At 69.7% G+C, this 25,110-nt stretch carries 21 protein-coding genes, 1 tRNA gene and 1 pseudogene; 12 read left to right on the forward strand and 11 right to left on the reverse strand.

Annotated elements, in window-relative coordinates; genetic code table 11:
- Window positions 1-150: 150 nt before the first annotated feature.
- The 3 genes and pseudogenes from D3272_RS28000 to D3272_RS18445 form a co-directional block, all read right to left on the reverse strand.
- Window positions 151-620: pseudogene (locus tag D3272_RS28000) on the reverse strand (integrase core domain-containing protein); the annotation flags it as partial.
- 270 nt (window positions 621-890) lie between these two features.
- Window positions 891-1,790, reverse strand: a complete 900-nt coding sequence (locus D3272_RS18440) for an alpha/beta fold hydrolase (RefSeq protein ID WP_245496663.1) — start codon at window positions 1,788-1,790, stop codon at window positions 891-893.
- An 84-nt stretch (window positions 1,791-1,874) separates the two neighbouring features.
- Window positions 1,875-2,873 (reverse strand): SDR family oxidoreductase, encoded by a 999-nt coding sequence (locus tag D3272_RS18445; RefSeq protein WP_129220684.1) that lies wholly within the window; start codon window positions 2,871-2,873, stop codon window positions 1,875-1,877.
- Window positions 2,874-3,038: 165 nt separating this feature from the next.
- On the opposite strand from D3272_RS18445, the gene oxlT reads away from it, so the two are divergent.
- From oxlT to D3272_RS18490, 10 genes are all read left to right on the forward strand, one after another.
- On the forward strand, window positions 3,039-4,322 hold the full coding sequence (gene oxlT / locus D3272_RS18450) for an oxalate/formate MFS antiporter (RefSeq protein ID WP_281010971.1): 1,284 nt from the start codon (window positions 3,039-3,041) through the stop codon (window positions 4,320-4,322).
- Between the two features lie 356 nt (window positions 4,323-4,678).
- The gene (locus tag D3272_RS18455) at window positions 4,679-5,821 is read left to right on the forward strand and encodes a GSCFA domain-containing protein (protein ID WP_129220686.1); all 1,143 of its coding nucleotides are present in this window, start codon (window positions 4,679-4,681) and stop codon (window positions 5,819-5,821) included.
- The gene (locus D3272_RS27425) at window positions 5,821-6,582 is read left to right on the forward strand and encodes a hypothetical protein (protein ID WP_165361412.1); all 762 of its coding nucleotides are present in this window, start codon (window positions 5,821-5,823) and stop codon (window positions 6,580-6,582) included. The genes D3272_RS18455 and D3272_RS27425 overlap by 1 nt, the downstream gene beginning before the upstream one ends.
- Window positions 6,579-7,184 carry a methyltransferase domain-containing protein gene (locus D3272_RS27430; RefSeq protein ID WP_165361413.1) on the forward strand — a complete coding sequence of 202 codons (606 nt, stop codon included), beginning with the start codon at window positions 6,579-6,581 and terminating at the stop codon, window positions 7,182-7,184. Before D3272_RS27425 ends, D3272_RS27430 begins: the two co-directional genes overlap by 4 nt.
- A complete protein-coding gene (locus tag D3272_RS18465) occupies window positions 7,181-8,092 on the forward strand; it encodes an alpha/beta hydrolase fold domain-containing protein (protein WP_165361414.1) in 912 nt (303 codons plus the stop codon). Before D3272_RS27430 ends, D3272_RS18465 begins: the two co-directional genes overlap by 4 nt.
- Window positions 8,093-8,123: 31 nt before the next feature.
- The gene (locus tag D3272_RS18470; protein ID WP_129220688.1) at window positions 8,124-9,812 is read left to right on the forward strand and encodes an ABC transporter permease; all 1,689 of its coding nucleotides are present in this window, start codon (window positions 8,124-8,126) and stop codon (window positions 9,810-9,812) included.
- Window positions 9,794-10,459 carry a hypothetical protein gene (locus D3272_RS18475; RefSeq protein ID WP_129220689.1) on the forward strand — a complete coding sequence of 222 codons (666 nt, stop codon included), beginning with the start codon at window positions 9,794-9,796 and terminating at the stop codon, window positions 10,457-10,459. The genes D3272_RS18470 and D3272_RS18475 overlap by 19 nt, the downstream gene beginning before the upstream one ends.
- Window positions 10,456-11,763, forward strand: coding sequence for a KpsE/RkpR family capsule polysaccharide export protein (locus D3272_RS18480; RefSeq protein ID WP_129220690.1), 1,308 nt, complete (start codon window positions 10,456-10,458; stop codon window positions 11,761-11,763). Before D3272_RS18475 ends, D3272_RS18480 begins: the two co-directional genes overlap by 4 nt.
- A 226-nt stretch (window positions 11,764-11,989) precedes the next feature.
- Window positions 11,990-13,207 (forward strand): polysaccharide biosynthesis/export family protein, encoded by a 1,218-nt coding sequence (locus D3272_RS18485; RefSeq protein ID WP_165361415.1) that lies wholly within the window; start codon window positions 11,990-11,992, stop codon window positions 13,205-13,207.
- A 25-nt stretch (window positions 13,208-13,232) separates the two neighbouring features.
- Window positions 13,233-14,333, forward strand: a complete 1,101-nt coding sequence (locus tag D3272_RS18490; RefSeq protein WP_129220692.1) for a glycosyltransferase family 2 protein — start codon at window positions 13,233-13,235, stop codon at window positions 14,331-14,333.
- A gap of 965 nt (window positions 14,334-15,298) precedes the next feature.
- Here D3272_RS18490 and D3272_RS18495 read toward each other — a convergent pair.
- The 4 genes from D3272_RS18495 to D3272_RS18510 all read right to left on the reverse strand — a co-directional run bounded on the left by D3272_RS18495 (window position 15,299) and on the right by D3272_RS18510 (window position 18,032).
- Window positions 15,299-15,682 (reverse strand): hypothetical protein, encoded by a 384-nt coding sequence (locus tag D3272_RS18495; RefSeq protein WP_129220693.1) that lies wholly within the window; start codon window positions 15,680-15,682, stop codon window positions 15,299-15,301.
- 269 nt (window positions 15,683-15,951) lie between these two features.
- The gene (locus D3272_RS18500; protein ID WP_165361416.1) at window positions 15,952-16,731 is read right to left on the reverse strand and encodes a ParB N-terminal domain-containing protein; all 780 of its coding nucleotides are present in this window, start codon (window positions 16,729-16,731) and stop codon (window positions 15,952-15,954) included.
- A gap of 56 nt (window positions 16,732-16,787) precedes the next feature.
- Complete coding sequence (locus tag D3272_RS18505) at window positions 16,788-17,237, reverse strand: hypothetical protein (protein ID WP_245496664.1); 450 nt, start codon at window positions 17,235-17,237, stop codon at window positions 16,788-16,790.
- A gap of 360 nt (window positions 17,238-17,597) precedes the next feature.
- Window positions 17,598-18,032 (reverse strand): hypothetical protein, encoded by a 435-nt coding sequence (locus tag D3272_RS18510; RefSeq protein ID WP_129220696.1) that lies wholly within the window; start codon window positions 18,030-18,032, stop codon window positions 17,598-17,600.
- A 440-nt stretch (window positions 18,033-18,472) separates the two neighbouring features.
- Here D3272_RS18510 and D3272_RS18515 point away from each other — a divergent pair, with 440 nt between their 5' ends.
- Window positions 18,473-19,489 carry a hypothetical protein gene (locus tag D3272_RS18515; RefSeq protein WP_129220697.1) on the forward strand — a complete coding sequence of 339 codons (1,017 nt, stop codon included), beginning with the start codon at window positions 18,473-18,475 and terminating at the stop codon, window positions 19,487-19,489.
- Window positions 19,490-19,829: 340 nt separating this feature from the next.
- Here the strand turns inward: D3272_RS18515 and D3272_RS18520 are convergent, their stop codons facing one another.
- The 4 genes from D3272_RS18520 to dinB all read right to left on the reverse strand — a co-directional run bounded on the left by D3272_RS18520 (window position 19,830) and on the right by dinB (window position 24,078).
- Complete coding sequence (locus D3272_RS18520) at window positions 19,830-20,429, reverse strand: recombinase family protein (protein WP_129220698.1); 600 nt, start codon at window positions 20,427-20,429, stop codon at window positions 19,830-19,832.
- Window positions 20,430-21,108: 679 nt separating this feature from the next.
- Window positions 21,109-22,713 carry a site-specific integrase gene (locus D3272_RS18525; protein WP_129220699.1) on the reverse strand — a complete coding sequence of 535 codons (1,605 nt, stop codon included), beginning with the start codon at window positions 22,711-22,713 and terminating at the stop codon, window positions 21,109-21,111.
- Window positions 22,714-22,792: 79 nt separating this feature from the next.
- Window positions 22,793-22,867, reverse strand: a tRNA-Thr gene (locus D3272_RS18530).
- Window positions 22,868-22,956: 89 nt separating this feature from the next.
- The gene (gene dinB, locus D3272_RS18535) at window positions 22,957-24,078 is read right to left on the reverse strand and encodes a DNA polymerase IV (protein WP_207210256.1); all 1,122 of its coding nucleotides are present in this window, start codon (window positions 24,076-24,078) and stop codon (window positions 22,957-22,959) included.
- Window positions 24,079-24,429: 351 nt separating this feature from the next.
- Here dinB and D3272_RS28330 point away from each other — a divergent pair, with 351 nt between their 5' ends.
- Window positions 24,430-25,029 carry a Ros/MucR family transcriptional regulator gene (locus D3272_RS28330; RefSeq protein WP_342634192.1) on the forward strand — a complete coding sequence of 200 codons (600 nt, stop codon included), beginning with the start codon at window positions 24,430-24,432 and terminating at the stop codon, window positions 25,027-25,029.
- Window positions 25,030-25,110 lie beyond the last annotated feature (81 nt).

The raw sequence follows: 25,110 nt of genomic DNA on the forward strand, positions 1-25,110 counted from the left end.
CTGGGGAAGGGTCATTCGATCTTCCTCGGCGGGCTGTCAAAATGAATTGGTTAATCCGCCTATAACTTGGGATCATCGCATAATCAAGACAGACTGAAACTGCGGGTGTGAATTATCTTGTACTTTAAATAATCGTAGATCGCGATGGTGCTAGGGAGTGGAGGTCTTGCTGACTGGCCCACTCACGGGTCCAGTATGAATGTTAGTGCGCCGTAGGCCATTGCACCGCGGGAAGCTTGGCCGACGAAGCAGGGCGGGTTTCAGCGCAGCCGGCCAAGCGGCGTAGGTTGGTACCACGACTTGCGGGGCTGGCAGCCGGTACACGAGCCTTGCATGAGGCCTGCTCGCATTGTCATGACGACGCCAGATCTCGACGATGATCTCGGCTTCACGGAACGAACAGGGGATCTTGCCATCGAGCAGGTCATCCCGAAAGCGGGCGTTGACGCTTTCGAAATAGCCGGTTCCAAGGATAGCCTGGGCGCGATATGGGCGGTTCCAGCTCCGGCGACCGAGACCCACGTTTGTACGGCCTTGGCGATGAACTCCGGACCGTCGTCGGAGCGGACATGCTCCGGCACGCCGTGCAGATCGGACAGAGCGTCGATGACGTCAAAGCTTCTCTTCGTCGTCGCGGCGCCCCGCGTTGAGCGCTGCTGACCGAACGCTTGGCAGGCGCAGCGCTCGGAAATGTTCGGCACGTCACCGACACGGTCGATGCAAACGCGTCGGCGAGCGGGCTCGGGAGTTCCCCCGGGGACGCGTCCTGGAGGATCAGCTTGTCATGCGTGAGGTGCGCGATCGCCTCGCGCAGCCGGCTGTTCTCAATCCCCAGGTCCGTCCGCGATTGCCCTTTCCTTTCGGGAAATCCCGCATGCCTTCCCAGACCCTCAGCCCTCCGCCAAAGCCGCAACAGCCGCCGCGACGGCCTCCGGGTCGAGGTGGTGCAGCATGTGGCCGGCGCCGGGCAGGAGGTCGAACCGGGCGCCCGGGATGACGGCCGCCGCCAGGGCCCCCTGGGTGAAGGTGTTGACCACGATGTCGGCGCCCCCGCACAGGATGCGGACCGGCACGGCGCAGCGCCCGTAGGCGAGGGCGCTGCGGGACAGGTCGCCCCAGAGCGCGGCGGCATTCTCCGCCTCGGTGACGATCTGCTCGGGACGGCCCGCGCGGGCGAAGGGGAAGGACGCGGCGAAGCGCGCCGGCATGGCCTGGGGCAGGAACATGGCCCGCCACAGGGCCGGCAGCAGCACGGGATCGGTCGTGGCGCCAAGGATCCGGGACAGGAGTTCCCCCGGGCCCGGGATCGCCCGCGGCCCGAACAGCGCCTGTTCGAGCCGCGGCTCGGGAAAGCAGATCGGCGCCAGCGCCACGACGCCGGCGACCTCCGCCGGATGGTCCATCCCATAGGCCAGCGCCACGGCGGCCCCGAAGGAATGGCCGCACAGGAGCGGACGCGACAGGCCGAGCGCGCGGACGGCGGCGCGCAGCGTGGCGGCCTGGGACCAGAGCGAGGCGTCGACCCCGCGCCGGTGGTCGCTCCAGCCGTGTCCGGGCCGGTCGAAGGCGATGCAGTGGAAACGTTCCGCGAGCGCCCCCATCGGGCCGAGCCGCATGTCGTCGGCCGTCATCAGCGTGCCGTGGATCAGCACGAGGTCGGGGCCGGCGCCCGCCTCGACGTAGGCGATGCGCCGCCGGTCGGCTGTGACGACGAAGCGCCGGTCCGCGCCGGGAGCGTGATCCGGCTCCGGCGCGGCGGCGGCGGGACGTCGAAACGGCACCACGGTCACGTCAGCGCCTGTCCCGACGGCTCTCGGATCGGAGCTGGAGCCAGGCCGTCGACGACGGAAGCGCTCCGGCCGGTGCCACCCCGGTCAGCGCCGACGCCCCAGCAGCAGCGCGGCCGCCAGCGTCGCGCCCGTCGCCAGCACCGTCGTGGTGACGGGGTTCAGCCCGGCCCGCGTGTAGGTGCTGGTCCGCATGACGTAACCGGGATAGTCGCCGCGCGTCCGCCCGGCGCCCTTGGGCGCATGCAGGGCGCCCTCGGGATCGCGCGGCTTCTCGCGGCGCTGCTCGAAGGCCGACACGACCGGCGCCAGCAGGTCGTAGGCGTTCGGCGCCAGCGCCTTGAAGTCGGACAGGGCCTTGCCGGCGCCGCCCACGTAGATCTCGCGGCGGGGATGCACGACGGCATGCAGAATGGCTTCCGCCACCTCCTCCGGCCGGTAGATGGGCGGCGGCAGGCTGGGCTCGTGGTCCATGTAGTTGCGGGCGCGCTGGGGCAGCGGCGTGTCGATCGAGGTCGGCTTGATCAGCGTGACGCCGACCGGGACGTCGTCCTGCAGGAGTTCCATGCGCAGGGCGTCGGTGAAGCCCTTCACGGCGTGTTTCGACGCGCAGTACATGCCCTGGAGCGGGAAGGCGAGGTCGGAGGCGACGCTGCCGACGTTGACCAGGGCGCCGCCCTTGTCGCGCAGATGGGCGACCGCCACGAGCGAGCCGTTGACGGTGCCCCAGAAGTTGGTCCGCATCAGGCGTTCGTGGTCCTCTTCGGACACCTGCCAAAGCTTGCCGTAGATGGTGAGCCCGGCCACGTTGACCCAGGCGTCGAACCCCCCGAAGGCTTCGGCGGCGCGCCGGGCCACGCCGTCGAGCGCCTCCCGGTCGCCCACGTCGGCGACGACGTGGATCGCCCGCCCGGCGCCGCCGGCATCGATGCGGGCCTGTTCGGCGGCGAGGGCGGCTTCGTCGCGCGCCACCATGACGACGCGCGCGCCGCGCTCGACCGCCATGCGGACCGTCGCCAGGCCGATGCCGCTCGACGCACCGGTGATGACGATCGTCTGGGCCTTCAAGGGTTTCAGGGGTGGCATCGCGTCCGTATCCCGTGCTGCGCCACCGGATGAGCGCCGTCGGGGCCACAACGGCCGATGACGGGAAGCGGCGATGCGTCCTATCGGCACGCGCCCGGTCGGCGACGGCTGGCAAGCGGATTGCATGCGATTTCGCACCTCACCCCCCGTAACGGAACCGCGACATTGACCACCACGATCCTCGCTCGAGACCGCACAGCCCCGGGGGCGACCCGCTGGGTACAGCTCGGTCTCGGCCTGCTCTGCATGATGACGGTGTCGAGTCCCCAATATGTTTGGGCGTTGTTCACCAAGCCCATGACGGCGGCCTTCGGCGCCCAGGCCGCCGCCCTTCAGGTCACCATCACGATCCTCATCGTCCTGCAGACGTTCTTCTCGCCCTTCCAGGGCTACCTGGTGCAGCGCTTCGGGCCGGCGCTGCTGATCGGGCTCGGCGCCGCCCTCACGGGCCTGAGCTGGGTGCTCGCCTCCTTCGCCACCTCGCTGGCGGCCCTCTACCTCACCTACGGCCTCATCGGCGGCCTCGGGACCGGCATCGTCTACGTGGGCGTGGTCGGGTTGGTGATGGGCTGGTTCCCGGACCGGCGCGGTTTCGCCGCCGGCATCGTGGCGGCCGGCTACGGCATGGGGGCGATCGTCACGACCTTCCCGATCGCCGACACGCTGGCGCGTGACGGCCTGCGGACGGCGCTGTTCAGGTTCGGGCTGGTCTTCGCGGTCGTCGGCGTCCTGGCGGCGGCCGGGCTCAGGCGGCCGCCCGTCGCGGAGGCGGCCCCGGCCGCGAGCCTGTCGGGTGTCCGCGACGTCGCCACCGCCGCCATGCTGCGCCATCCCGTCTTCTGGCTCATGTTCGTCATGATGGCGCTGATGTCGACGACGGGCCTGATGGTGACGACGCAGATGGGCTTCTTCGCCGCCGACTTCGGCGTCACGGGCGCCACGGTGCTGGGACTGGCGGCGCTGCCCCTGGCCCTGACCATCGACCGGTTCTGCAACGGGCTGACGCGTCCCGTCTTCGGCGCCATCTCGGACCGGATCGGCCGCGAGAACACGATGTTCATCGCCTTCCTGCTCGAAGCCCTCGCCATGACGGCCTGGCTGCTGACCCGCGGCGACCCCGTCCTGTTCGTGCTGCTGTCGGGCGTGGTGTTCCTCGGCTGGGGCGAGATCTTCTCGCTCTTCCCCTCGACGCTCACCGACACGTTCGGCACCCGCCACGCCACGACCAACTACGGCTGCCTTTATATCGCGCAGGGCGTCGGCTCCGTGCTGGGCGGTCCCATGGCGTCGCTGCTCCACGACGGCACCGGCTCCTGGACCGCCGTCTTCACCGTCGCCATCTGCGCCGACGTCGCGACGGCCCTGCTGGCCATCGCGCTGCTGAAGCCGCTCCGCCGCCGCATGGCGGGCGGGGCATCCGAGCGATCGGCCCCGCTCCCGGCCCGCTGAACCGGCCCGGCAGAGCCCGACGCCAGGGCCTGCCGGCTCCCGAACCCCGCCCGCCGCCTACCGCCGAAGGCGGCGCGCGGGGCGCGGCCCCGAGCCGCGCGGCCGTGGCGAGCCGTCAGCGTTTGGGGATGCATCGAACCTGGGCCTGAGCGCCGTCTGAGAACATCGGAGAACTCCGCTTCGGTTTCGAAGAACCGGGCACCCGTTCACAGGCCCTCGGCCCGCATCCACCCGGCCCGACACCGGAGCCGGCCCGCCTCTCATGGGTGCCTTACAATCGACATCGGACGGCGATCTGTGCACCATGGCATTCGAACACGCCTGGACGGGCGCCGTAGCGGACTCTCTGGACGATCATGGTTGAAGGGCGCCACCACCCCTACAAGGACCAGCCCGCCCGCGCCTTCTGGCGCCGCAGCGTCGAGGGTGTCCATCCGCTGGAGATCGGCGGCTGGTACCGCCGCAAGTTCTCCTTGGAGGGACGCCGCCTCGCCACCGGCGGCAGCTGCTTCGCCCAGCACATCGGCCGCGAGATGAAGCGCCGCGGCGCCGACTACCTCGACGTCGAGCCGGCGCCGGGCTTCCTGCCGCCCGCCATGCACCTCGACCACGGCTACGGCATCTATTCGGCCCGCTACGGCAACCTCTACACGTCGCGCCAGCTGCTGCAGCTGCTGCAGCGCGCCGCCGGCGAGATCGCGCCGGCCGACCGGGCCTGGGAGCGGGACGGCGGCTACGTCGACCCCTTCCGCCCCAACATCGAGCCGGGCCCGGTCGGCACGGCCGACGAGGTCGAGGCGCTGCGCCGCCACCACCTGTCGCGCGTCGTGGCGCTGTTCGAGCAGACCGACGCCTTCGTGTTCACGCTCGGCATGACCGAGACCTGGATGGCACGGCAGGACGGCACGGTGTTCCCGGTGGCGCCCGGCACCGCCGGCGGCATCTGGGACGAGGCCCGCTACCGCTTTCTCAACCTCACCTATCCGGAGGTCGTGGCGGACCTCGAAGAGGTGATCGCCCGGCTGCGGGCCATCAACGGCGACATGCACTTCATCTTCACGGTGAGCCCCGTCTCCATCATGGCGACCGCGACGCCGGACCATGTGGTGGTGGCCAACACCCATTCGAAGTCGATCCTGCGCGCCGCGGCCGGTGCCCTCGCCGAGCGCTACCCCTTCGTGGACTACTTCCCGGGCTACGAGATCACCACCTCGCCGCCGATGCGCGCCATGTTCTACGACACCGACATGCGCACCGTGGCGTCGGCCGGCGTGCGCCACGTCATGGAGCAGTTCTTCGCCGAACACGCCCCGGTCGACCGGCGCGCCGCCGCGGGACGCGTCAAGGTGGGCGCCCCCGCGCGCCACGACGCGGGCGCGGCCCCCGGCGGCGCGGCCCCGGCGGCCCCCGGCCCGGACGGGAGCGAGCCGGCGCCGGCCGGCGATGCCGAGCGCCTGCTCTGCGACGAGGAACTGGCCTCGGTCTTCGGGCGCTACTGATGACCGACGTCCTGGTCTTCGGCGACAGCCACACGGCGGCCCTGCGCCGGGGGCAGAGCGCCATCGAGACCGACGGGCGCTGGCCCGACGGCCTCCGGCTCGACGTGCGCCCGCTCGGCGGCGGGCACCTCGCCACCGTCCCGTTCTTCGCCGACCGCGGCAGCCACGCCGACGTCACCCTGCCGGAATACCGGCGCCAGTTCGCCCGCCTGCCCCGCGAGGAGGACCCCGAGGCGATGGTCTACGGCGTGTCGGCCCTGCTGCATCCCGTGAGGGTGTGGCGCCATTCCGACTGGCAGGGCTTCGCGCCGGCCGACCTCGCGGCACCGCCGGCCGACACCGCGCCGGTGTCGAGCGGCACCATCCGCCGGCTCGCCCTCGACGACCAGGGTCCCATGCTGGGCCTCGTGGCGCTGCTGCGGCGGCTCGGGCGGCGCGTCTTCGCCATCGAGGCCCCGCGCCCCTTCCGCCACCATCCCGCGCTGCGCCGCATCCCGGCGGAGGTCGTGATGCGCGTCGACCGGATCTATCGCGACGCCATCCGGGCCGAGCTCGACGGGCTCGGGGTCGCCGTGGTGGGGGTCCCCGATCGGTGCCTCGACGGCGACGGCTTCACGCTGGAAGCCCTCGGCCAGACCGCGGACCCCCACCACGGCAACGAGGCCTACGGGACCATCATGATGACGGAGGTCCTGGCCCATCTCGCCGGCGACGTCACCCGCCCGCCATCGGCGCATCACCGAGGGACAGAGAATCCATGAGCCTGGTCGAGACCCAACCCGAGCCGAAGGCCGGCCTGCGCGCCAAGATCGTCGACGAATTCGCGACGCTGTTCCAGACGCACGACATCACCGGCCCCGTGCTGGAGATCGCCGGCGGCGGGCGCGAGGGCGCCATCGCCCAGGCGCCCTTCCTCAAGGGCATGGAGCGCCACGTCGTCGTCGCCGGCGACGGCGGGGAAGCGGGGGGCGTGCACTTCCACAAGGGCAATGCCAACGACCTCACGCCGCTGTTCGACGACGCCTGCTTCTCGGCCGTCATCTGGGACCGCGCGCTGGAGCGCGACGCCCGCTTCTGGCTGACCGTGGCGGAGATCCGCCGCGTGCTGTCGCCGGGCGGCACCCTGGTGGTGTGCACGCGCGGCTTCGGCAAGACCAACAAGTTCGGCGTGAAGGTGGTGGGGGCCAGCGGCAACGCCATCCCGTTCCTCACCGCCACGGCCGCGGTCTCGGCCGCCGGGGGCGACCACGTCCGGTTCAGCCCGCAGGGGCTGCGCCGCATGGTGCTCGACGGCTTCGACGTGAAGGAGCTGCGCTCGGTCTTCATGACGCCCCACCTCTTCGCCGTGGCGCAGAAGGCGTGAGACCGGCCGCCGCCCTGCTGCCGGCCCTCGTGCCGGCTTTCGTGGCGGCGGTCTCGGCGCCGGGCGGCGGCGCCGCGGCGGCGACCTATGCCGACCTGCACTACGGGCCGGCGCAGCTGCAGAGCCTCGACCTCCACGTGCCCGAGGGGGGCGGCCCCGCGCCCGTCGTGGTGTTCTTCCACGGCGGCGCCTTCGTGGGCGGCGACAAGCATCCCTGCGCGCCCCAGCTCGTCGCGATGCTGGCGGCCCGGCACATCGCCTTCGCCTGCGCCGACTACCGCCTCGCCCCCGACGCGCCCTACCCGGCGCCGATGCGCGACGGTGCCCGCGCCGTGCAGTGGCTGCGGGCCCACGCGGCCGACTACGGCCTCGACCCGGCCCGCGTCGGCGTGATGGGGATGTCGGCGGGCGCCGGCATCGCCCTCTGGGTGGCGTTCCGCCCGGACCTCGCCGAGCCCGGGGCGGCCGACCCGGTGCTGCGCCAGTCGACCGCGGTCTCGGCCGTCGTGACCGGCAACGCCCAGGCCACCTACGACCCGGCCGACATCAGGAGCCGGCTGCACACCGACCGGCTGCCGCGCTGGCTCGCGCAGTTCTACGGCGCCGGCTCGCCCGCGGAACTCGACGCCCCCCGGTTCCGGGGCCCGGAGGCCGAGGCCTCGCCCATCGCCAACCTGCATGCGGGCGGCCCCCCGGTCTTCAGCTACTACGGCCACGCGCCCGAGGCCCTGCCGCCGGGCAGCGCCCCGGCCGACTACATCCACAGCCCCGCCCAGGGCGACATCCTCGCCGAGGTGGCGCGGGAACGCGGCGCCGCCCTGACGCTGCGGACCGCCGCCGACACCGGCGGCTGGCGGGGGTTCCTCGCCGAGGCCGTCGCCTTCTTCGCCGGCGCCCTCGGCCGGTGAAGCTGGCGCCGCCGCACCGGAGCGTACCGGCATGACGCAGGACGGGCTGTCCGCCCCCGACACGCTCGAGGAGGCGCTCTCGGCCGGCGCGGCGGCGTTCCGAAGCCGAGCCTTCCCGGCCGCCGCGCTCCGCTTCGCCGACGCCGCCGCACTGGCGCCGGCCGAGGCCGCTCCCTGGCTGGCTCTGGCGCGCGCCGAAGCCGCGGCCGGCCGGATCGCCGAAGCGCGGCGGGCCTGCGACGAGGCCGCCCGGCTCGGCCCGGCGGCGCCGCGCGTGCCGCTGCTCGCCGCCCGGCTCGCCGCCAGGGCCGACGACGGCCGGGCGCGGATCGGCCACCTCAAGGCCGCCGTGGCGCTGCACCCCGAAGCCGTCGCGCTGCGGCTGCAACTCGCCGCCGCCCTGCAGCGGCGCCTGCAGCACCGGCCCGCCCTGGCGGTCGTCGAAGAGGCCCTGGCCCTGGCCCCGCAGAGGCCCGACGTGCGGCTCGCGGCCGCGCGCTGCCACCTCGCCCTCAACCGGCTCGACGACGCGGCCGAGGCCCTGGCCGCCTGCGGCCCGGGCGGCCCGCTGGAGGCGGAGCGGGCCCGCCTCGACGCCGAACTCGCGGCGCGGCGCGGCCGCGCGACCGCGACCGGCCCGGCGTTGGGGGACGCCGCGGCCCCGGCCTCCGCCACCCCGGCCTCCCCCACACCGGCGTCTCCGGTCGCGGCGTCCCCCGTCTCCGCCGCCGCCCGCGCCCGCGTGGCGGTGTCGCCCAGGGCCGTGCCGTCCCGCCCCGCCGACACGGCCGGGACGGCGCCGGGCGACGTCGACGCCATGATGACGGCGCCGGGCGACGTCGACGCCATGATGACGGCGCCGGGCGACGTCGACGCCATGGTGACGGCGCCGGGCGACGTCGACGCCATGGTGACGGCGGCGACCCTGCGCGGGATCGCGCGCCGGCGCCGGCGGCCCCGGCTCGTCGACCACCTGATGATCCTGCGCGCGCTCGTGCTGCGCGACCTGCGCGCCCACCACCGCGACAACGTCCTCGGCGTGGCGGTGGAACTGGTGCGGCCCGCCGTGGTGGTCTTCGTCCATTACTGGCTGTTCTTCTGGCTGAAGAAGCCCATGCCGGGCCAGATCCCCATCGAAAGCTACGTGCTGGCGGGTTTCGCCACCTGGTTCGCCTTCCAGTCCTGCTGGGCGGGGGGCTCGTCGGGCGGCAAGTGGCCGGCGGGCGCCACCGCCTGGCCGGGCATCACCGACCTGCACCTGCGCCTCGCCAAGGCGTCCTGGGGCCTGACGCTCAACCTGTGCTTCTGCATCCTGGCGTTCCTGCCGTCGAAGGTGGTGGGCGACGGCCTGCCCCTCCCGAGCGTGACCGAGACCTGCCGGGTGTTCGCCATGGCGGGCGTGTCCGGCTTCGGGCTCGGCCTGGTGCTGGAAGGGCTCGGCCGCCGCTTCAGCGTGATGAAGACGGTCGAGAAGCTGCTCACCTGGGGGCTCTTCGTCACCTCGGGCCTGTATTTCACCCTCGCCACCACGCCGCCGCTGGTGGCGCGCTGGTATTGGTACAACCCGCTGCTCCACCTCATCGAGCACGAGCGGCACGCCTTCGACGCGGGCTACCCGGTGGCCCTGGTCGACCTGCGCTATCCCGCGGCCGTCACGGTGGCGCTGCTCGTCACGGGCCTGCTGGTTTATCGGAGCGCCGGGTGCCCGGAGCGCGACTGATCCACCTCGTCGACGCGGCGAAGAGCTTCGCGCATGCCGGCGCCTCGCCCCAGGTCATCCTGCTGCCCGGCACCATCAGCCTGCCGACCGACGGCCGCCTCGCCGTGCTGGCGGCGCGCAAGGCCGGCAAGACCACCCTGCTCCAGCTGCTGGCGGGCGCGCTGCGGCCGGACGGGGGCGCGGTGCTGGGCGCCGACCTCATGTCGCCCGCCGTCAACGCCGGCCCGCTCATGCATCCGGGGCTCAGCGCCGTGGAGAACGTCCGCTTCCTGGCGCGGGCCTACGGCTTCTCCGCCGACGGGCTGCTGGCGGCCGCCGTGGCGCTGGCGGGCTCGGACCTGCTGCTCGACAGGCCGTTGAAGACGCAGGACGGCGCCAAGCGTCGCAATTTCGAATGCGCCACCACATTTGTGATCCCATTCGGATGCTACCTCGTCGATGAGATCGGCCTCGTCGATCAGGATGTGATGGCGCGTTGCTTCGCGTTGGCACGGCATCGGCAGGCCGGCGTGATCTTCACCACATCGCAACCGCGCCTCGCCATGCAGCATGCCCAGGCCGCCGTGACGCTGCGCGATGGCGTGCTGCGGTTGTTCGCTGAGCCGCGGGACGCGGTCGAGGATCACGAGGGCGGCAGGCAGGGATGAGCGACGTCGAGGACACCGGGACCGCCATCGTCAAGGCAGGCGCCGACGCCAAGGTCGCGAACCCGGGCCGGGCGGCGGGCCGCGGCATCGGCGTCCGGCGCGCCGGCCCGCCCGGCGAAGCGCGGGACGGCGGCCCCGTCGGCTGGCCGGCGACCGCGCAATATGCCATCGCGCTGGTGGAGCGACGCCGCTCCCGCTCGCGGCGCCTCATGGGCTGGTTCGCCCTCGTCGTGCTGCTGCCGACCCTGCTCACGGCCGGCTACACGTTCCTGGTGGCGACGCCCCGCTACACGTCGGACTTCGAATTCACCTACCAGACCTACAAGGGCCCCTCGTCGCTGGCGACCGGCCTCGTGCAGAGCGTCACCGGCACGGCGCAGAACAACCTCGTCGACCTCGGCGCCATCGTCTACGAGTACCTCCGGTCGTCGACGCTGGCCGACAAGCTCGACAAGGAGCTCGACCTGCGCCGGCACTTCGCCTCGCACGACATCGACTGGATGTCGCGGCTCGACGACGACAGCTCGCGGGAAGGCTTCCTCGACTACTTCCGCTCGCGCGTCCAGCTGTCGCAAGGGCTCGGCGGCTACATCAAGGTCGAGGTCGACGCCTTCGATCCCGCCTTCGCCCAGACCCTGGCCAAGGCGATCGTGGCGGCGGCCGACGCCATGGTGGACGACCTGACGGCGCGGGCCCGGCAGAACGAGGTCAAGTTCGCCGAAGCCGAACTCGGCCGGCAGGAGGACCGCGTGCGCAAGGCGCGGGCCGCCATGACGCAGTTCCAGAACCGGCAGGGCGACCAGGACCCGAGCCGCGCCGCCAACCAGCTCGGCACGATCGTCGGCACGATCGAGGGGCAGCTCTCGGACGCCCGCGGCCAGTTCGCCAACGCGGCGGGCTCGCTCGCCCCGAACTCGCCCATCATCGTCCAGCTCAAGGCCAAGATCGCCGCGCTCGAGGGGCAGCTCAAGGCCGAGCAGAACCGCCTCGCCTCGGACAGGCCCGGCCCCGGCGGCACCGCCACGCCCTATTCCCAGGTGCTGGACGACTACCAGGGCCTGCAGCTCGAACAGGAGTTCGCCAAGAACGCCTATATGGCGGCGCAGCAGGGGCTCGTGGTGGCGCGGGCCGACGCCGCCACGAAACAGAACTACCTCGTCGACTTCATCCCGCCCGACCTGCCCCAGCACCCGAGCTACGCCTTCCCCGCCGAGGCGACCGCGACGGTGTTCCTGGCGTCGCTGCTGGTCTTCGCCTTCGGCAGCCTCGTGCTCGGCGCCGCGCGAGACCAGATGATGGGTTGACGGCGTGTCCTTTCGGCCGCGGCCGCCGGTTTCCCGCGCCCGAAGGCACTGTGACGCCCTGCCCGGGCTGGCCACGGGCCGCGGGGGCGTCTACCAGCGGGAGTCGTGGCGGCGGAAGAACTGGCCGCCTTTCGGCCGGCGAGATCCGGGCCAGCGGCGTCCGGCAGCCGCGATGGGAGCGTTCCACCGTATGGGTCTGAGGTCGGCCGCAGGGGTCTGGTGCGCCATGTCCCTGAGCGCCGCGGCGCTGCAGGGATGCTCGGTGCTGCCGAGCGGCGCCCCCACGGCGGTGGAATTCGCCGCGCCCGGCCTGATGCAGGGCGACCCGGGCTACGTCAGCCTCGACCTCGACCTCGCGACCGCCAGGACCATCTCGGCCTACCACCGTCCCGGCCTGTCCTCGCTCGGCGCCGACGTCTACCGGCCCAGCCTGGTCCTCAAGCCCGGCGACATGATCGCCACGACGGTCTACGAGGTCACCCCCATCCCGCTGTTCGGCCCGGCCCCGGCGCTCAGCACCACCTCCGACAAGAGCACGCCCGTGGGCGGCCACACCGCCACCCTGCCGGCCCAGGTCGTGGAGCAGGACGGCAGCGTGTCGGTGCCGTTCGGCGGCCCGGTCCACGTCGCCGGGCTGACCCCGACGCAGGCGGGGCGGGCCATCGCGAAATCGCTCGACGGCAAGGCCACCAACCCCCAGGCCCTGGTGAGCCTGCTCAGCTCCACCGTCAACACGGCCTCGGTCAACGGCGACGTCGGCAAGCCGGGGCTGGTGCCCATCACGGTGCGGGGCGAGCGGGTGCTCGACGTCATCGCCCAGGCGGGCGGCCCCAAGGACCCGCCCTTCGACACGGACGTGCAGCTCGTGCGGGGCAGCCGCGTCGCCCGGGCCAAGATGCAACGCCTCATCGACGACCCGCACGAGAACATCCGCATCGAGCCCGGCGACAACCTCGTGCTCATCCACAACCCGCGCAGCTTCTCGGTGCTGGGCGCGGCCCTGAAGGTGTCGCAGTACAATTTCAACGTGGAGCGCGTGACGCTGGCCGAGGGCGTCGCCCGCGCGGGGGGCGGCAACGACGCCGTCGCGGATGTCGGCCAGATCTACCTCATGCGCTTCGAGCCCGCGGCCCTGCTGCGCAGCCTGCTGCCCGCCGGCGACGCGCGGCTCAAGACCATCGACCCCAAGGCCGCGCAGGTCCCCGTGGTCTACCACTTGGACCTGCGCGCCGCCGCCGGCTACTTCATCAGCCAGGCCACTGACATGCGCGACAGGGACACGGTGCTGATCGCCAATGCCGAAGGCGTGGAGCTCAGCAAGGCCGTCCAGATCATGCGCGGCATCGCCGGCATCTACTACGACTTCCGCGGCCCCGTGACGTCGACCACCACCACGGCCCGCCGCGTCGTCACCACGACGAGCGACGCGGGCGCGTCGGATTGAGACCGCCCGGGAGAACGACGGCCCCATGATCCCGCCCCGCCGAACCCACGTGAACCGCGGCCCCATGGCGGGACAGCGCCGCCGCGTCCGGGTGTTCCAGTCGCTGCGGCTCGGCGGGTTCTGGGCCAGGCTGCAGGCGCCCTTCCGCGTCGCCTCGGTGCTGCTGTGGCCGTGGCTCCGGGCGCGGCTCAGCCTCCGGGCGCTGACGCTGCTGTCGGGCCCCGCCGCGGCACCGGCGGGGCGCGGCTGCGTGGTGGTGGCGGCCCATCACGGCGACCACGCGATGGCCGACGCCTTCCTGGCCCATCACGGGCGCCTCGGCGCCCGCCACTACGTCTTTCTCGACCTGTCCCGGGACGGCGGGCTCGCCGCCCATCTCGGCGACCGGCCCGGTTGCGCCGTGTGGCGCCCGCGCGACCCGGCCCGCGTGGGCGAGGCGCCCGTCTGGCTCAACGGGCTGCGGGCCCGCTACGCCACGGGCCGCTGGTGCCTGTCGCTCGACACGACGGACGCCTTCGTGTTCTTCCGCTGCGAGGACCGCCGGCTGGCGGATTTCACCGAGTTCCTCGATTCCGAGAGCCGCCACCACGTCTATGCCCTGGTGGTGGAGCTTTATGGGGACCGGCCCGCCGCGGAACTGGCGGCCGACGGCGTCCAGCCCGCCGCGCTCGACCGGTTCGACGCCTTCGGGTTCGTGACGCTGGACCCCGGCCGGCTGCGCAACGTGATCGTGCGCGGCGGCCTGCAGCGCCGCACCCTGCACCGGAGCCGGCCGCGCCAGAGCCCCGCGCTGAACCGCGTCCCGCTCGTCAAGTGGCAGTGGTTCTACGGCTACGTGGCGGGCACCCGGCTCGTCATGCCGGCCTATCTCAACAACCCCCACACGCCCTGGCATTCGAGCCCCACGGCCTGCATCCTGCGCTACGCGCTGCTGGCCCGGCCCGAGACGCTGGAGACGGCGGCCCGCCACGAGGCGGCCGTGACGGTGAAGGACGGCGGCCTCGCCGCCTATCCGGGCCTCGCCCGCCTGCGCGACGCGGCACCCCTGCAGGAGGCGAGCCGCCGCTACGGCACCACGCGCGACCTCGTCGACGCCGGCCTGCTCAACCCCGGCCAGTGGTTCTAAAGCAGTATCGGTTTTCCCGACATCGCCTTGGCGGCCCCAAACCGATGAAACTGCTCCCGCTTCGAAGTTGGAGCGAATTCATCGAAGGCGGAAGCGCTCCAGGGTCCGGGCGCGACCCTCCGACGGATGGAGAGCGGACGCTGGGCGCCGATCGACTTTACGCTCGGCAGCCTGCCGGAGGGCGACCGGGGCCAAAATGCAAAGCGCGCTCGACGTGACGCCTTCCCCGACCGTCAACCCGGCGAGCCTGACCGCCTACATCGCGGTGCTCCGCTTGCCGTCGCAGCTCAGCGCCATCGGTCCCGGCGCCGACGCTCTGGTCGGGGTTCGCCAGCGAGCAGCCGTCACCGGCCGGCTCGCACTTCACGGCCTGGGCCGCGCATGTCGGTCTCTCACGCGAATCGCCTGGCCGAACTGGCTTCCCAGGACGTCGACGTCGACCGGCCAGGGCCCGCCGACGCCCAGCGAACCTACCTCTCCTTCGACGCCTTGCCCGTCGAGCAGGCCTATTAGCTTGATTACTGTAACGGCGCACTGGCCATTACAGTCGTATTCCGCGGCCTCTGAGAAACCCGGAGGCGGTCGGCGCCTATGAAAGTTGCGTATCGTCTACGGCTCAGCGGGCCGTCGATCGGTCCAAGACCATCGCCAAGCCGGTGCCGTGACAAAGGGTTCTTGACAGATCGTACCGCCTGAGCCCGCTCGATCGACTGCCAACGCGGTTCTGTCCACGTGCTTCACACGCGAAAACCACGCCAGTCATGCCATCGAGTCCAAAAGCACAGAGGCCTGAGGGGGATAAATGGTGCTGCCAGAGAGGATTGAAAACAGGCGCCGCCCATAATTACGCAACGATTTCAGTGATCAACGCGCTCCCTCAAAGCCCATTGTGTGAGAGCGCAGTGTGGGCGTCAAGCTGGCCCATGTCCCCGCCCGAGCGCGGCCCGGTCCCTCCGCTGCTGGGATCAAGCGTCCTGCTTGCGCCGCCTGCCGTTCAGGATGACGAACGACCTGCGGAGCATGTCCCAGCGATCCCAGTTCTGGTCCGACATCACAACCACCTCGGCCCCGGGCTGGAACGGGTGCGGCCGAACGGCCTTCGTGCGCAACAGCGCCAGATTGCGCCGCTCCCGCGGTGAGACGTGCGGACCGTCATCGTCCATCATCGCTTGCGTGTCCCTGCGGAAGTTCCCGGCGTGATCTCCCTCGACGTGCTGCGCCGGATCGGTGAGGCAGGCCACCAGCCGGAACCCGTTCGGGTCCACCGGGATGGCGGTAGGCGGAGGCGCTGAGGTCCCAGCTTTGATCTTCTCGGAGACGACGGCGCGGGTGGGCTTGCCGGGGATCATCGTAGGTTCCTGGACTTCGTGGGCGGGGCGATGGGGGACGGGACTGACAGCCGCCAGCGCTCCGGGCAGGCTGCATAATGGTGGCATGAGGCGCCCCAGCTAGGCCGTGATGGTGGCCGCTCGGTGCGCTTCCGAACGGCTTGGGTTGATCATTGATCGCCCGTAGGCATGATTGAGGTGGCCCGCTGGTGCGCCTTCCGATGGCCCGCTGTGAACCGCTCGGGAGGCTCATGGTCGATCATTGATCGCCCGTAGGCATGATCGAAGCTCTAGAAATCGGGGGGTGTCCGTATGCGCTCCTGCACGGCCTCCGGCAGGTAGCCCCAGAGCTGTTCCACGAGGTCCGGCAGGGTGCGCCCGAAGTAGCCATCCAGTGCCATCGCGGTCACTTCGATGTTGTCCGTGAGCCTTCGCCCGAACGTCCTGCCGATCCGCTTCGTGTAGCTCTCGGCCAGCAAGCGCATCTTCTCCTCCATCTCGTCATCTCCCAACGGATCAGAGACGCCCTTGCTTGCGCGCTGGGCCTGCTTCCAAGTTTCGATGTCGAAGGCAGCGTCACCCAAGGCCCGCATCGTTCGCCGCATCCGTCCAACCGTCGCGGTCCCCACGCCGCAGTCCTCCGCGATCTCCGCAAGGCTCAGTCCCTCGCACATGGTCAGGCGCCAAGCCGCATCGGCCCTCTCGGCCGGCTGCATGACGAGCTTGGCCTTAGCGTTCGTCCTCCTGCTCTCCCGCACGGCTTCCAGAACGGTGCCCTTGAAGGCGACCACCGGAACTGGTGCGGTGACGTGCTCCTCATCGTAGGCCGTCCAACGGTGATGGCCGTCCACGAGGTAGACCGTGCTCCCGACCCGAAGAACCGTGAGCGGGTCCAAGGTGGCGCCCCGTTTGATGGCCTCCCGAAGGTCCGTGACGTGGTGCTCGGCCTCGCGACGCGGCTGGAACAGCTCCTCAAGCCTCACGATGTCCGACAAGGGCAGACACTCCGGAAGCGGTGCATCCGTGCCCGCCTGTCGTTTGGCCTCCAACTCCCGGATCTTGAGCGTCATCGGGGACAGCTTCGGCATTGCCTCGGGCTGCTCCGCCTCCGTGATCCCGACCCCGCTCACGTCAATGCCTCCAATGCCGCAGTCATCGCTGCTCTGTCCGCATCGGCCTTCCGCGCTGCGGCTTCCCGCTGCTCCCTGTCCATCCTGGCGAGAAACAACCCGACCGCCCCGAATGCCTTGGCGCACCACTCCCCCATGACCTTGGCGGCCTGCGGGGGAAGCTCGCGATAGACCCGCTTCATCCGCCCCGTGTCGTGGTCGAACCACGTCCCCGCATTGGCTTCCGCAAGGCCCCGAAGGCGCCGGACTAGCTGAACCCTGAATGCCCGATCCGACGCGAACCGGCGGGGCTGCTGGTCCGCCATGAGGTACACGGCGAAGGCAGTCTCCATCACCGTCCTCGCCTCGACGGTCTCCGCCAGCTTCACCGTCTCGCTGGCGGCCTGCCTGACGTAGGCGCTCCCTGCGCCCTGGCGGGCCAGCACGGCGTGGGCATGGCTGACCACCTCCTGCCATCGGCCCTCGCTCTGACCCCACACGGGGTTGCCGCTGTTGCGCTCGACGCGTCCCCGTATGGCCCGCAGCGGGGCCTTGAGGTCGGCCTTCGTGATCCCGCGTTGATCGGCATCGCCGTGCCTGCGGAGGGTAGCCTTGTGCGAAGTGCAGAAGGCCCCGTATCGCGTGGCCTCCGCAGTGCAGCCGGGGGACCGGCAGTGTCTCGGCATGATAATCCTTTGATGTCGTGAAGGTTGTCGCCTGTGATCCTGGCCGGGCTTTGCAGGGTCGCTATTTGCGCCCTTCTCCGACCAGACAGACGCGGGCGTGGGAAGATGGGGTCCGTTGCTGAATGGCCGTCCACGGCCTTCCTAGGCGGCCTGTGGGGCATCCTGCTCGGGAGCATCGGCGCGGGCCTCAAGCGCGGCCCAATACGCTGCTCGCTCTCCCCGCTCTGTCTGCCGTGCCGCGATCCGGGCCTTGTGTTCCCCAATCTCCGCCGCCAGCCTCGGGGACAGCTTCCGTGTCCAGACCTCGTGATCGAAGGCAAAGAACCCGCGCCGGATAGCGCCCCATCTCCGGGCCTTGACCGAAAACCCCTCCGGCACTTCCCAGCCCTCAATGGTCGCTGGCGAGTAGACGAACACCCACACTCCCGAGTCTTCCTCCCATTCAGCGTCCATAGCTCCCGGCAACAGCCTGCCGAAACGGAAGCTCTGCCAATCATGCCAGCCGATGAAGAAGCTGCCGATACGAATGCGGCCTCCCACGCGCGGCCACGCGAGGGCGCGGATAGCCTGTCTCATGCTCTGTAATCTCAGGAACTGCCCGGCTGTAGACCACCGCGGCCCGCCGTTGCTGGTACCTTTTGCCAGGGAAGGGCGCAGATATCAACTTAGGCCTCGACAGTGGCTGTGTGGCAGAATTTACGCCACATGCTCTCGCAACCTAGTGATGGGGCACTCCTTCCCATTAGATTTATGTGGTAGCTAAATCCAATGCGGGGCTTAGCCGGGAAAATTATTTCATCCGCACCGAGCTTCACTATCTCCCCGCCGTACGGACATCGCCGTCTTGATGGCTCAGCGCGTGCCCTCCATTGCCGCCGCGTTGAACGACCGCGGTATCACGACGGCCCGCGGCGACTCCTGGGTGCCGTCTCATGTCTCGCGTGTGTTGGCAGTGGCTATGCAGCCGGTGTAAATACGAGCGGACGCTCCTGGGAAGCGGCTGTCGGAGCCTGAAGATGCAGGATTTTGCTGTAAGCGCTTCTCTTACAATTGAAAGCTCCTGGCCTCCTCCCGAACGTGTGAAAGCGCTTCATCAGACGATGGATCACGAGTTTTTAGAGGTGCATTTTACCCAAAGCGGACGCATGCGAGTTTACCTACGGTATATCGATACAGGTTTCATATTTGCGGAGGCAGTGTCGCCTCGTATTCGCCTTGTCGGAACGGGTGTACTGTTCCTGTTCTGGGTGATTAATTATCACGCATCCACCGGCAAACTGGAATTGTATATCAATGGCGAGGACGTGACTTCCAGGTCGAGGCGCATGGAAGTAGCTGCTACTCTCCGTCCCGATACTCCTTCCGAAAATGGCCTGACAAAGGATCAAGCCAGCATTGATGCCGCTCTCTCAGCGCGCACGCAACGAGTGCGGGACTATGAGAGAACTGGCCTTACAACAGAGCAAAAGGTAAGGAGCATCGTAGATTTAAAACGAGAATTTCGCCTGCTTTCAGCAGCGAACAGCGCCCTGAAGAGAGGCGATCTTGATTATACGGTTCCAGTAAGCGTCCACTTGCGAAAACTGATCGGTAAAGGTAAGGGCAATCATCTTCTCCAAGATTGCGCTGCGTTTAGAGGCGTTGTCCTGCCCGTATGGAAACGCCCTCCTAGCGATCCCCAGCTGTGGACTCCTTACCAGCTGATCGACAGTCTCGATTTTTGGTACGCTAAGGAGATGTTTTCGCTTTCACCCACACATTTTCTAACCTGCCAGACTGATATTGATGATTGGCTTTGCCGAAACGGAGGCGCTCTAAACCAATCTCCGACAACCAATGTAGATTTATTGCATGGCGTAGCCGACAAAATCGGGGCGCATCTCGATCTAAAGAACAGAGACTTGGTAGAGGCGCTAGAGAACATGCATTTTGGGGGAGTACCGATCATTCTCTCCTATCTGACGCAACTTGGCGATCTCATCCTGGCACTCACGGCCAGCTTTCTCGAAGGTGACCGGACCGAGCGCACTTAGGCCCATATGTGTACCCCTCCCGAAGCGCGCGCAGCTATGTCCCCGGTAGAGGGAGAAAATGGAGCGCTGTGACGCCCTCCGCCCGAAGCTGGGCAGCACCGGAGCGAGATCACCGGCCCGGCCCTTGGCGGACTCCTGGCGCACCCTGGCGCTGGCCTCGTTGCCTCGCTGGCGGATGGTGGCGGATGGTGGCGGTGAGGTTGCCCCGGTCCCCGCCGAGCGCGGTGGCTTTACCTGCGGCCCGGAACGCGTCCCGTTCGGCATCCGTGAGGTTGGGGAGCTTCGCCCGCTTGGCAGCAAGGGCCGCCTTCGTCCGCCGGCTAGTCGCTAGCCAACCCGCTCAGGCCGCCGCCTCCGCCTTGCCGCCCAGGACACGGTAGACGCTGGCCCGGCCGATCCCCATGCGTTCAGCGATGGCCGTGGCGCCCAGCCCCTCGGCCTCCAGGGCCCGCACCTGGGCAACGTCGATGGTCGCCTTCCGCCCCTTGTAGACGCCCTCAGCCTTGGCCTTTGCGATCCCCTCTAGCTGGCGCTCCTTCCGCAGGTTCGTCTCGAACTCAGCAAACACGCCCAGCATGTCGAGGAATGCCTTGCCGGCCGCCGTGCTGGTGTCCACGGGCTGCTCTGTCGCCCGGAGGTGAACGCCCTTGGCCCGCAGGGCCCTCACGATGTCCTGAAGGTCCCCGATGGAGCGCGCGAGACGGTCGATGCGCGTCACCACCAGTTCGTCGCCCGGCCGCATGAAGTCGAGCAAGGTGGCAAGCTCAGCGCGGCCCTCGCGGGTGGTGCCGGTGGCCTTCTCCTCCCGGATCATGGTGCAGCCTGCGGCCGTCAGCGCGTCCCGCTGAATGGTGAGGTCCTGATCCGTGGTGCTGACCCGGGCATAGCCGTAGGTGTGGCTCTTGGCGGTGGTCGAAGCGGCAGGCGCGGTGCGGGTCATCTCGGGGCCTTGCTGTCTCGTATGGTTCTAGACCGTCCGAAGGTGCCGTCTCACAAACCGGAAGTCAACCCAAATGAGACTCAGATAGTGTCTCGCCGCATCGTCTCGCTGCGGTATACCCTCCCGAGACTGCGCTAGACGCATGACCCAGCAAGCCGGGCCGTCGAGCCGACAAAAAGAAGCCCCGCACAAAGGCGAGGCTTCTGAGGCTCGGTCGGGATAGGACGATCCGTCCCCATGGCTTGCAACAGCCTTGTGAGCTGCTGCCGTTACGCACTGCCCTAGGTGGGCCACCACGCCGTTGCGTCACCGCGATAACACGGGGCCAAAGCCCTAACGCCTGTTCGACGCCTATCACGCCGTTTCGCCCGGAGGCCGTGTCACCCCGCACTATGGGGTGCTTGCCGGGTCCATCAAAAGGTGGGTCAAAGGAACCTCCTCTGTTGGATGCCGGACATGGGGGGCCTATGGCTCGGCAGCAAGTCCCACTTTCAGCGAAAGTCCCACATCTTCCCGCGCCCGCCCGCGCGGCACTCCCGGGTTCCTCATCCGTGCGCGCGCGCCAGCAATCCACCGCGGGCGGCTGCGCGATACCGCGGGTGGGCACGGGGGGAACGGTCGTGGCCGCCTCAATCGAAGAGGGCTCGAAAGTGTGGTGAAAAAATGAAAACGGGCCTTTTCAGCCCACCTCATAGCGGGGGAACTTCGCCATGGCGTCCGCCATCATCTTGACCGTGGGCGTCTGGTACTTCCGAGATACCCGAGTGGTGGCATGACCCGTGATGGCGTCGCTGATCCGTTCCTGAATGTCGACCTCCAGAGCCCTCGTCTTCCATGTGTGACGCCATCCGTGGTTCGGCTGTAGCTCTTCGTCCAGCGTCACAGTCTTCCGCAGCCACTTGACCAATTGCCCGGAGCGTATCTCCGCGAGATCGGTCACGGCCTTCCCGGTGGCGCGTGTGGGATCGTAGAACAGCGGGCCGCTTCCACGCGATCTGGCGAAGTCCAGGAAGCCCATTGCGATGATATGCTCGTGCAGGGGGACCGTCCTAGCAATGCCGGTCTTCGTCTTCCGGAAGTCCATCACGGGCACGTTGCCTTCAACCCTCACATCCGAACCCTGCAAGCCGGTCAGTTCCGAGATGCGCGCCCCGGAGTAGGCAGCAAGCCATGGGCACCACCGCTTGGCAAAGCCCGCCGTGGGATTGCGGGGCTCGGGAGGAGCGGCAAGCGCTGCCCGTAGGACAGCCTTGATCTCCTCCGCCCGGAACACCTTCTCCCGTTTCTGAACCGCTCGGCCTTCGGACAGGCGGAGGTCTGCGGCCGGATTGGCCCGCATCAGCCTCTTGCCTTCCATGCCCGTAGCCCATTTGAACACCGCGCTGACAGCCACGAGGTCCACGCGGTTGATCGTTCCGGTGCTGACGGCCTCGCTATCCCGCCGGTGCTCTGCCCATCCGTGGATGTTCTCCGGGGCAAGCGCGTTCACCTCCCGGCCCTTCACGAAAGCCGCCAGGGATCGGAAGCTAGCTCCGTAGCGCTTGATCGTGTTCGGAGTCAGCTTGTCGGCCTTGAACGCTGTCCAGGCGGTGAACACGTCATCCACTGTAAGCTTGCCCGCTGGTGCTTTCGGAGCCGTCTCGGAGCGCTGCCATTCGGGGAAGCGCTGGGCGGCAGGGTCGGGCGTGTAATCGAAGTCCGCGGCCTTCCGCAGCCGCGCCGTCACATTCTCCATCGCGCCCTGAACGGCCTTGAGCAACAGCTCGTGGCTGTCTGCATCGACCACCAGTCCCTCACGCGCTAGGAGAAGGTCCGCGAAGGCGCCGAAGCGATCCCGCCGCGCGACCGAAGCGGCCAAGGCAGGGTCCCCGATGATGAGCGTAGAGGTTCCCGAGCGGGCCGCCATGTTGCCTTCAGCGGCGCTGATCCAAAGCTCCGGAATGCCGGGGTCATCCTCAATCCGGGCGAAGTCCGCATAGAGCGTTCCTGCCAACGCCGCCGCTTCCTTGTGGGTGAGTCGCTTGGGCCCGGTCCGGTGTCTCTCCCAGAACTGCCGCAGGGCCGCGTCCGCAATGGCGTGTCGTTCCTTCGCTGTCCTCGGATCTGAGGTCCGAAGGCTGGCCTGCACCATCGCCCCGACCTTCACCGTGGCGAAGCCCTCGCCCACGGGAAGCATCACCGTCTTGCCCTTGAGCCGATTTACGAGGTCAGCCGGGGTGCGCTGCCGCAGGTTCCAAACGTGGGACTTCGGGTCTCGCCAGGGCTGAGCCATCTTCAACGCCATGTGTGAGCCCGCTGTGTAAGAGCGGGAACGCTGTAAGCCTCTAAAAAGGCCTAACACATTGATCGTCAAGCGGGATTGATGGTGCTGCCAGAGAGGATTGAACTCTCGACCTCTCCATTACCAATGGAGTGCTCTACCACTGAGCTACGGCAGCCCGGGACGGCCCGTGGGCGCGTCCGTCATGGGCGAGGATGTGCCACAGGCGGCCGGCGGACGCAAGCCCCGTGGCCGGGGCGAGGTGGGTCAGAGCGACAGGGTGAGTTGGCGGGGTTCGGCCGCAGGCGGGGTTTCGAAGCCCGAGACCGTGAGGCCGATGAGGCGGACGCCGGCCCGCAGCGGGAAGAGGCCGCGCAGCAGGTCGCGCCCGGTGGCGGCGAGGACGTCCTGGCTCGACAGGAGGTCGGGGCCGGTGCGGCTGCGGGTGATCTGACGAAAATCGGCGTATTTCACCTTCAGCGTCACGGTGCGGCCCCGCAGGCCGGAGGCTTCGCAGTGCCGCCACACCGCCGCCACCGCGGGCGCGAGGCCGGCGACGAGTTCGGCTTCCGTGGTGAGGTCCTGCGGGAAGGTGGTCTCGGAGCCGCTGGACTTGCGCGGGCGGTCGGGCTTCACGGGCCGGTGGTCCACGCCGCGGGCCGCCCAGTAATAGTAGCGGCCCGCCTTGCCGAAGGCCGCGTCCAGCGCTTCGGCCGAACGGGCGCGGAGGTCGGCCCCGGTGGCGATGCCCAGCGCCCGCATGCGCGCCGCCGTCACCGGGCCCACGCCGTGGAACCGGTCGATGGCGAGCGCCGCCACGAAGGCCTCGCCCCGCCCCGGCGGGATCACCGTCAGGCCGTCGGGCTTGCGGTGGTCGGAGGCGAGCTTGGCCAGGAACTTGTTGTAGCTGACCCCGGCCGAGGCGGTGAGGCCGGTCTCGGCCCGGATGGCGGCGCGGATCTCCTCGGCGATGCGCGTCGCCGAGCCGGGCCCGCCCGCGTCTGTCACGTCGAGATAGGCCTCGTCGAGCGACAGCGGCTCGATCAGGGCGGTGTAGCGGGCGAAGACCGCCCGGATCTGCCCCGACACCGCCTTGTAGACGTCGAAGCGCGGGGGCACGAAGACGAGGTCCGGGCAGCGCCGCACCGCCGCCATGGAGGACATGGCCGAGCGCACGCCGAAGCGCCGGGCCTCGTAGCTCGCCGCCGCCACCACGCCCCGTTGGCGCGAGCCCCCCACCGCCACCGGCCGGCCGCGCAGCGCGGGCGCGTCGCGCTGCTCGACGGAGGCGTAGAAGGCGTCCATGTCGACGTGGATGATCTTGCGGCCGTCCCCGTCCGGCGGGGCGGCCGGGCTTCGCTCCAGGGACGGCGTGGCGGGACCCGGCATGCGGCGACCGATCGGGCGGGACGGACGTGACGGCGACATCCTCGGCGGATGGGATGGGACGACCCCACCCTGTCTAAAGCCTGGCGGGCCGTTGTTGAAGCGCAGCGTCGCACGCGGCTTGCCGCAGAGGCGGGACAGGCGGGCCTGTCCCGGCGGCCCGAGGTCCGCGACACCACCTCCCCGGGCGGAGGTCGCGGCCGGGCGGGAGGGCCGGCGCGGACGCGCGCCGACAATCCCCGGTTCAGGCCCGGCGTCGGCCTTGCAATCGGCAGGGTGGGCCTCTAAGCCAACCAGGGTCTTACCATGGGTCGCCGGATGTCAGAGATCGAAGCAGCGCTGAGCAGGGTCGAAATGACCACGGACATCATCTCGGCCTATGTCGAGCACAATTCGGTGCCGGCTTCCGAGCTTCCCGCCCTGATCAGGTCGGTGCACGACGCGCTCGACGGCCTGTCCGGCGCCGCGAAGCCCCAGGCCGCGCCCGAGCCGCTGCAGCCCAGCGTCTCCATCCGCAAGTCCATCGCGACGGACTACATCGTCTGCCTGGAGGACGGCCGCCGCTTCAAGTCCCTCAAGCGCCATCTCCAGGCCGAGCACGGGCTGACGCCCGACGCCTATCGGGCCCGCTGGGGCCTCGCCAAGGACTATCCCATGGTGGCGCCGGCCTACGCGGATGCGCGGTCGAACCTCGCCAAGACGATCGGCCTCGGCCGCAAGTCCGCCCAGCCGGCCCTGGCCGGGGGGCCGGACCAGGCCGGTCACGACCATGCCGGCCACGACCATGCCGACCGAGAGCCCGTGCCTGCCGACCAAGACAACAGCGGCGCGGACCACAGCGGCGTGGACCACGCCGACGAAGATCACGCCGACGAAGATCACGGCGGGCAGGATCGGGCCGAGGGTGCCGCCCCCGGCAAGAAGCCCGGCCGCCGGAAGGCCAAGGCCGACTGACGCCGACGCGGCGGAACCGAACCGCCTTTCGCGCCCACCTCGGGTCGAAGGGGCGGCGGGGGGGTGCGGGCCGGCCGGCGG

The organism is Lichenibacterium ramalinae (assembly GCF_004137085.1).
Lineage (GTDB): Bacteria > Pseudomonadota > Alphaproteobacteria > Rhizobiales > Beijerinckiaceae > Lichenihabitans > Lichenihabitans ramalinae.

Coding starts and splice junctions, on each gene's coding strand:
- D3272_RS18485 (WP_165361415.1), top strand. CDS start 11,990: ATGTCCCTGAGCGCCGCGGCGCTGCAGGGATGCTCGGTGCTGCCGAGC.
- D3272_RS18455 (WP_129220686.1), top strand. CDS start 4,679: ATGGTTGAAGGGCGCCACCACCCCTACAAGGACCAGCCCGCCCGCGCC.
- D3272_RS18525 (WP_129220699.1), bottom strand. CDS start 22,713: ATGGCGTTGAAGATGGCTCAGCCCTGGCGAGACCCGAAGTCCCACGTT.
- D3272_RS18470 (WP_129220688.1), top strand. CDS start 8,124: ATGACGCAGGACGGGCTGTCCGCCCCCGACACGCTCGAGGAGGCGCTC.
- D3272_RS18445 (WP_129220684.1), bottom strand. CDS start 2,873: ATGCCACCCCTGAAACCCTTGAAGGCCCAGACGATCGTCATCACCGGT.
- D3272_RS18515 (WP_129220697.1), top strand. CDS start 18,473: ATGCAGGATTTTGCTGTAAGCGCTTCTCTTACAATTGAAAGCTCCTGG.
- D3272_RS18490 (WP_129220692.1), top strand. CDS start 13,233: ATGATCCCGCCCCGCCGAACCCACGTGAACCGCGGCCCCATGGCGGGA.
- dinB (WP_207210256.1), bottom strand. CDS start 24,078: ATGCCGGGTCCCGCCACGCCGTCCCTGGAGCGAAGCCCGGCCGCCCCG.
- D3272_RS28330 (WP_342634192.1), top strand. CDS start 24,430: ATGACCACGGACATCATCTCGGCCTATGTCGAGCACAATTCGGTGCCG.
- D3272_RS27430 (WP_165361413.1), top strand. CDS start 6,579: ATGAGCCTGGTCGAGACCCAACCCGAGCCGAAGGCCGGCCTGCGCGCC.
- D3272_RS18480 (WP_129220690.1), top strand. CDS start 10,456: ATGAGCGACGTCGAGGACACCGGGACCGCCATCGTCAAGGCAGGCGCC.
- D3272_RS18500 (WP_165361416.1), bottom strand. CDS start 16,731: ATGACGCTCAAGATCCGGGAGTTGGAGGCCAAACGACAGGCGGGCACG.
- D3272_RS27425 (WP_165361412.1), top strand. CDS start 5,821: ATGACCGACGTCCTGGTCTTCGGCGACAGCCACACGGCGGCCCTGCGC.
- D3272_RS18520 (WP_129220698.1), bottom strand. CDS start 20,429: ATGACCCGCACCGCGCCTGCCGCTTCGACCACCGCCAAGAGCCACACC.
- D3272_RS18495 (WP_129220693.1), bottom strand. CDS start 15,682: ATGATCCCCGGCAAGCCCACCCGCGCCGTCGTCTCCGAGAAGATCAAA.
- D3272_RS18510 (WP_129220696.1), bottom strand. CDS start 18,032: ATGAGACAGGCTATCCGCGCCCTCGCGTGGCCGCGCGTGGGAGGCCGC.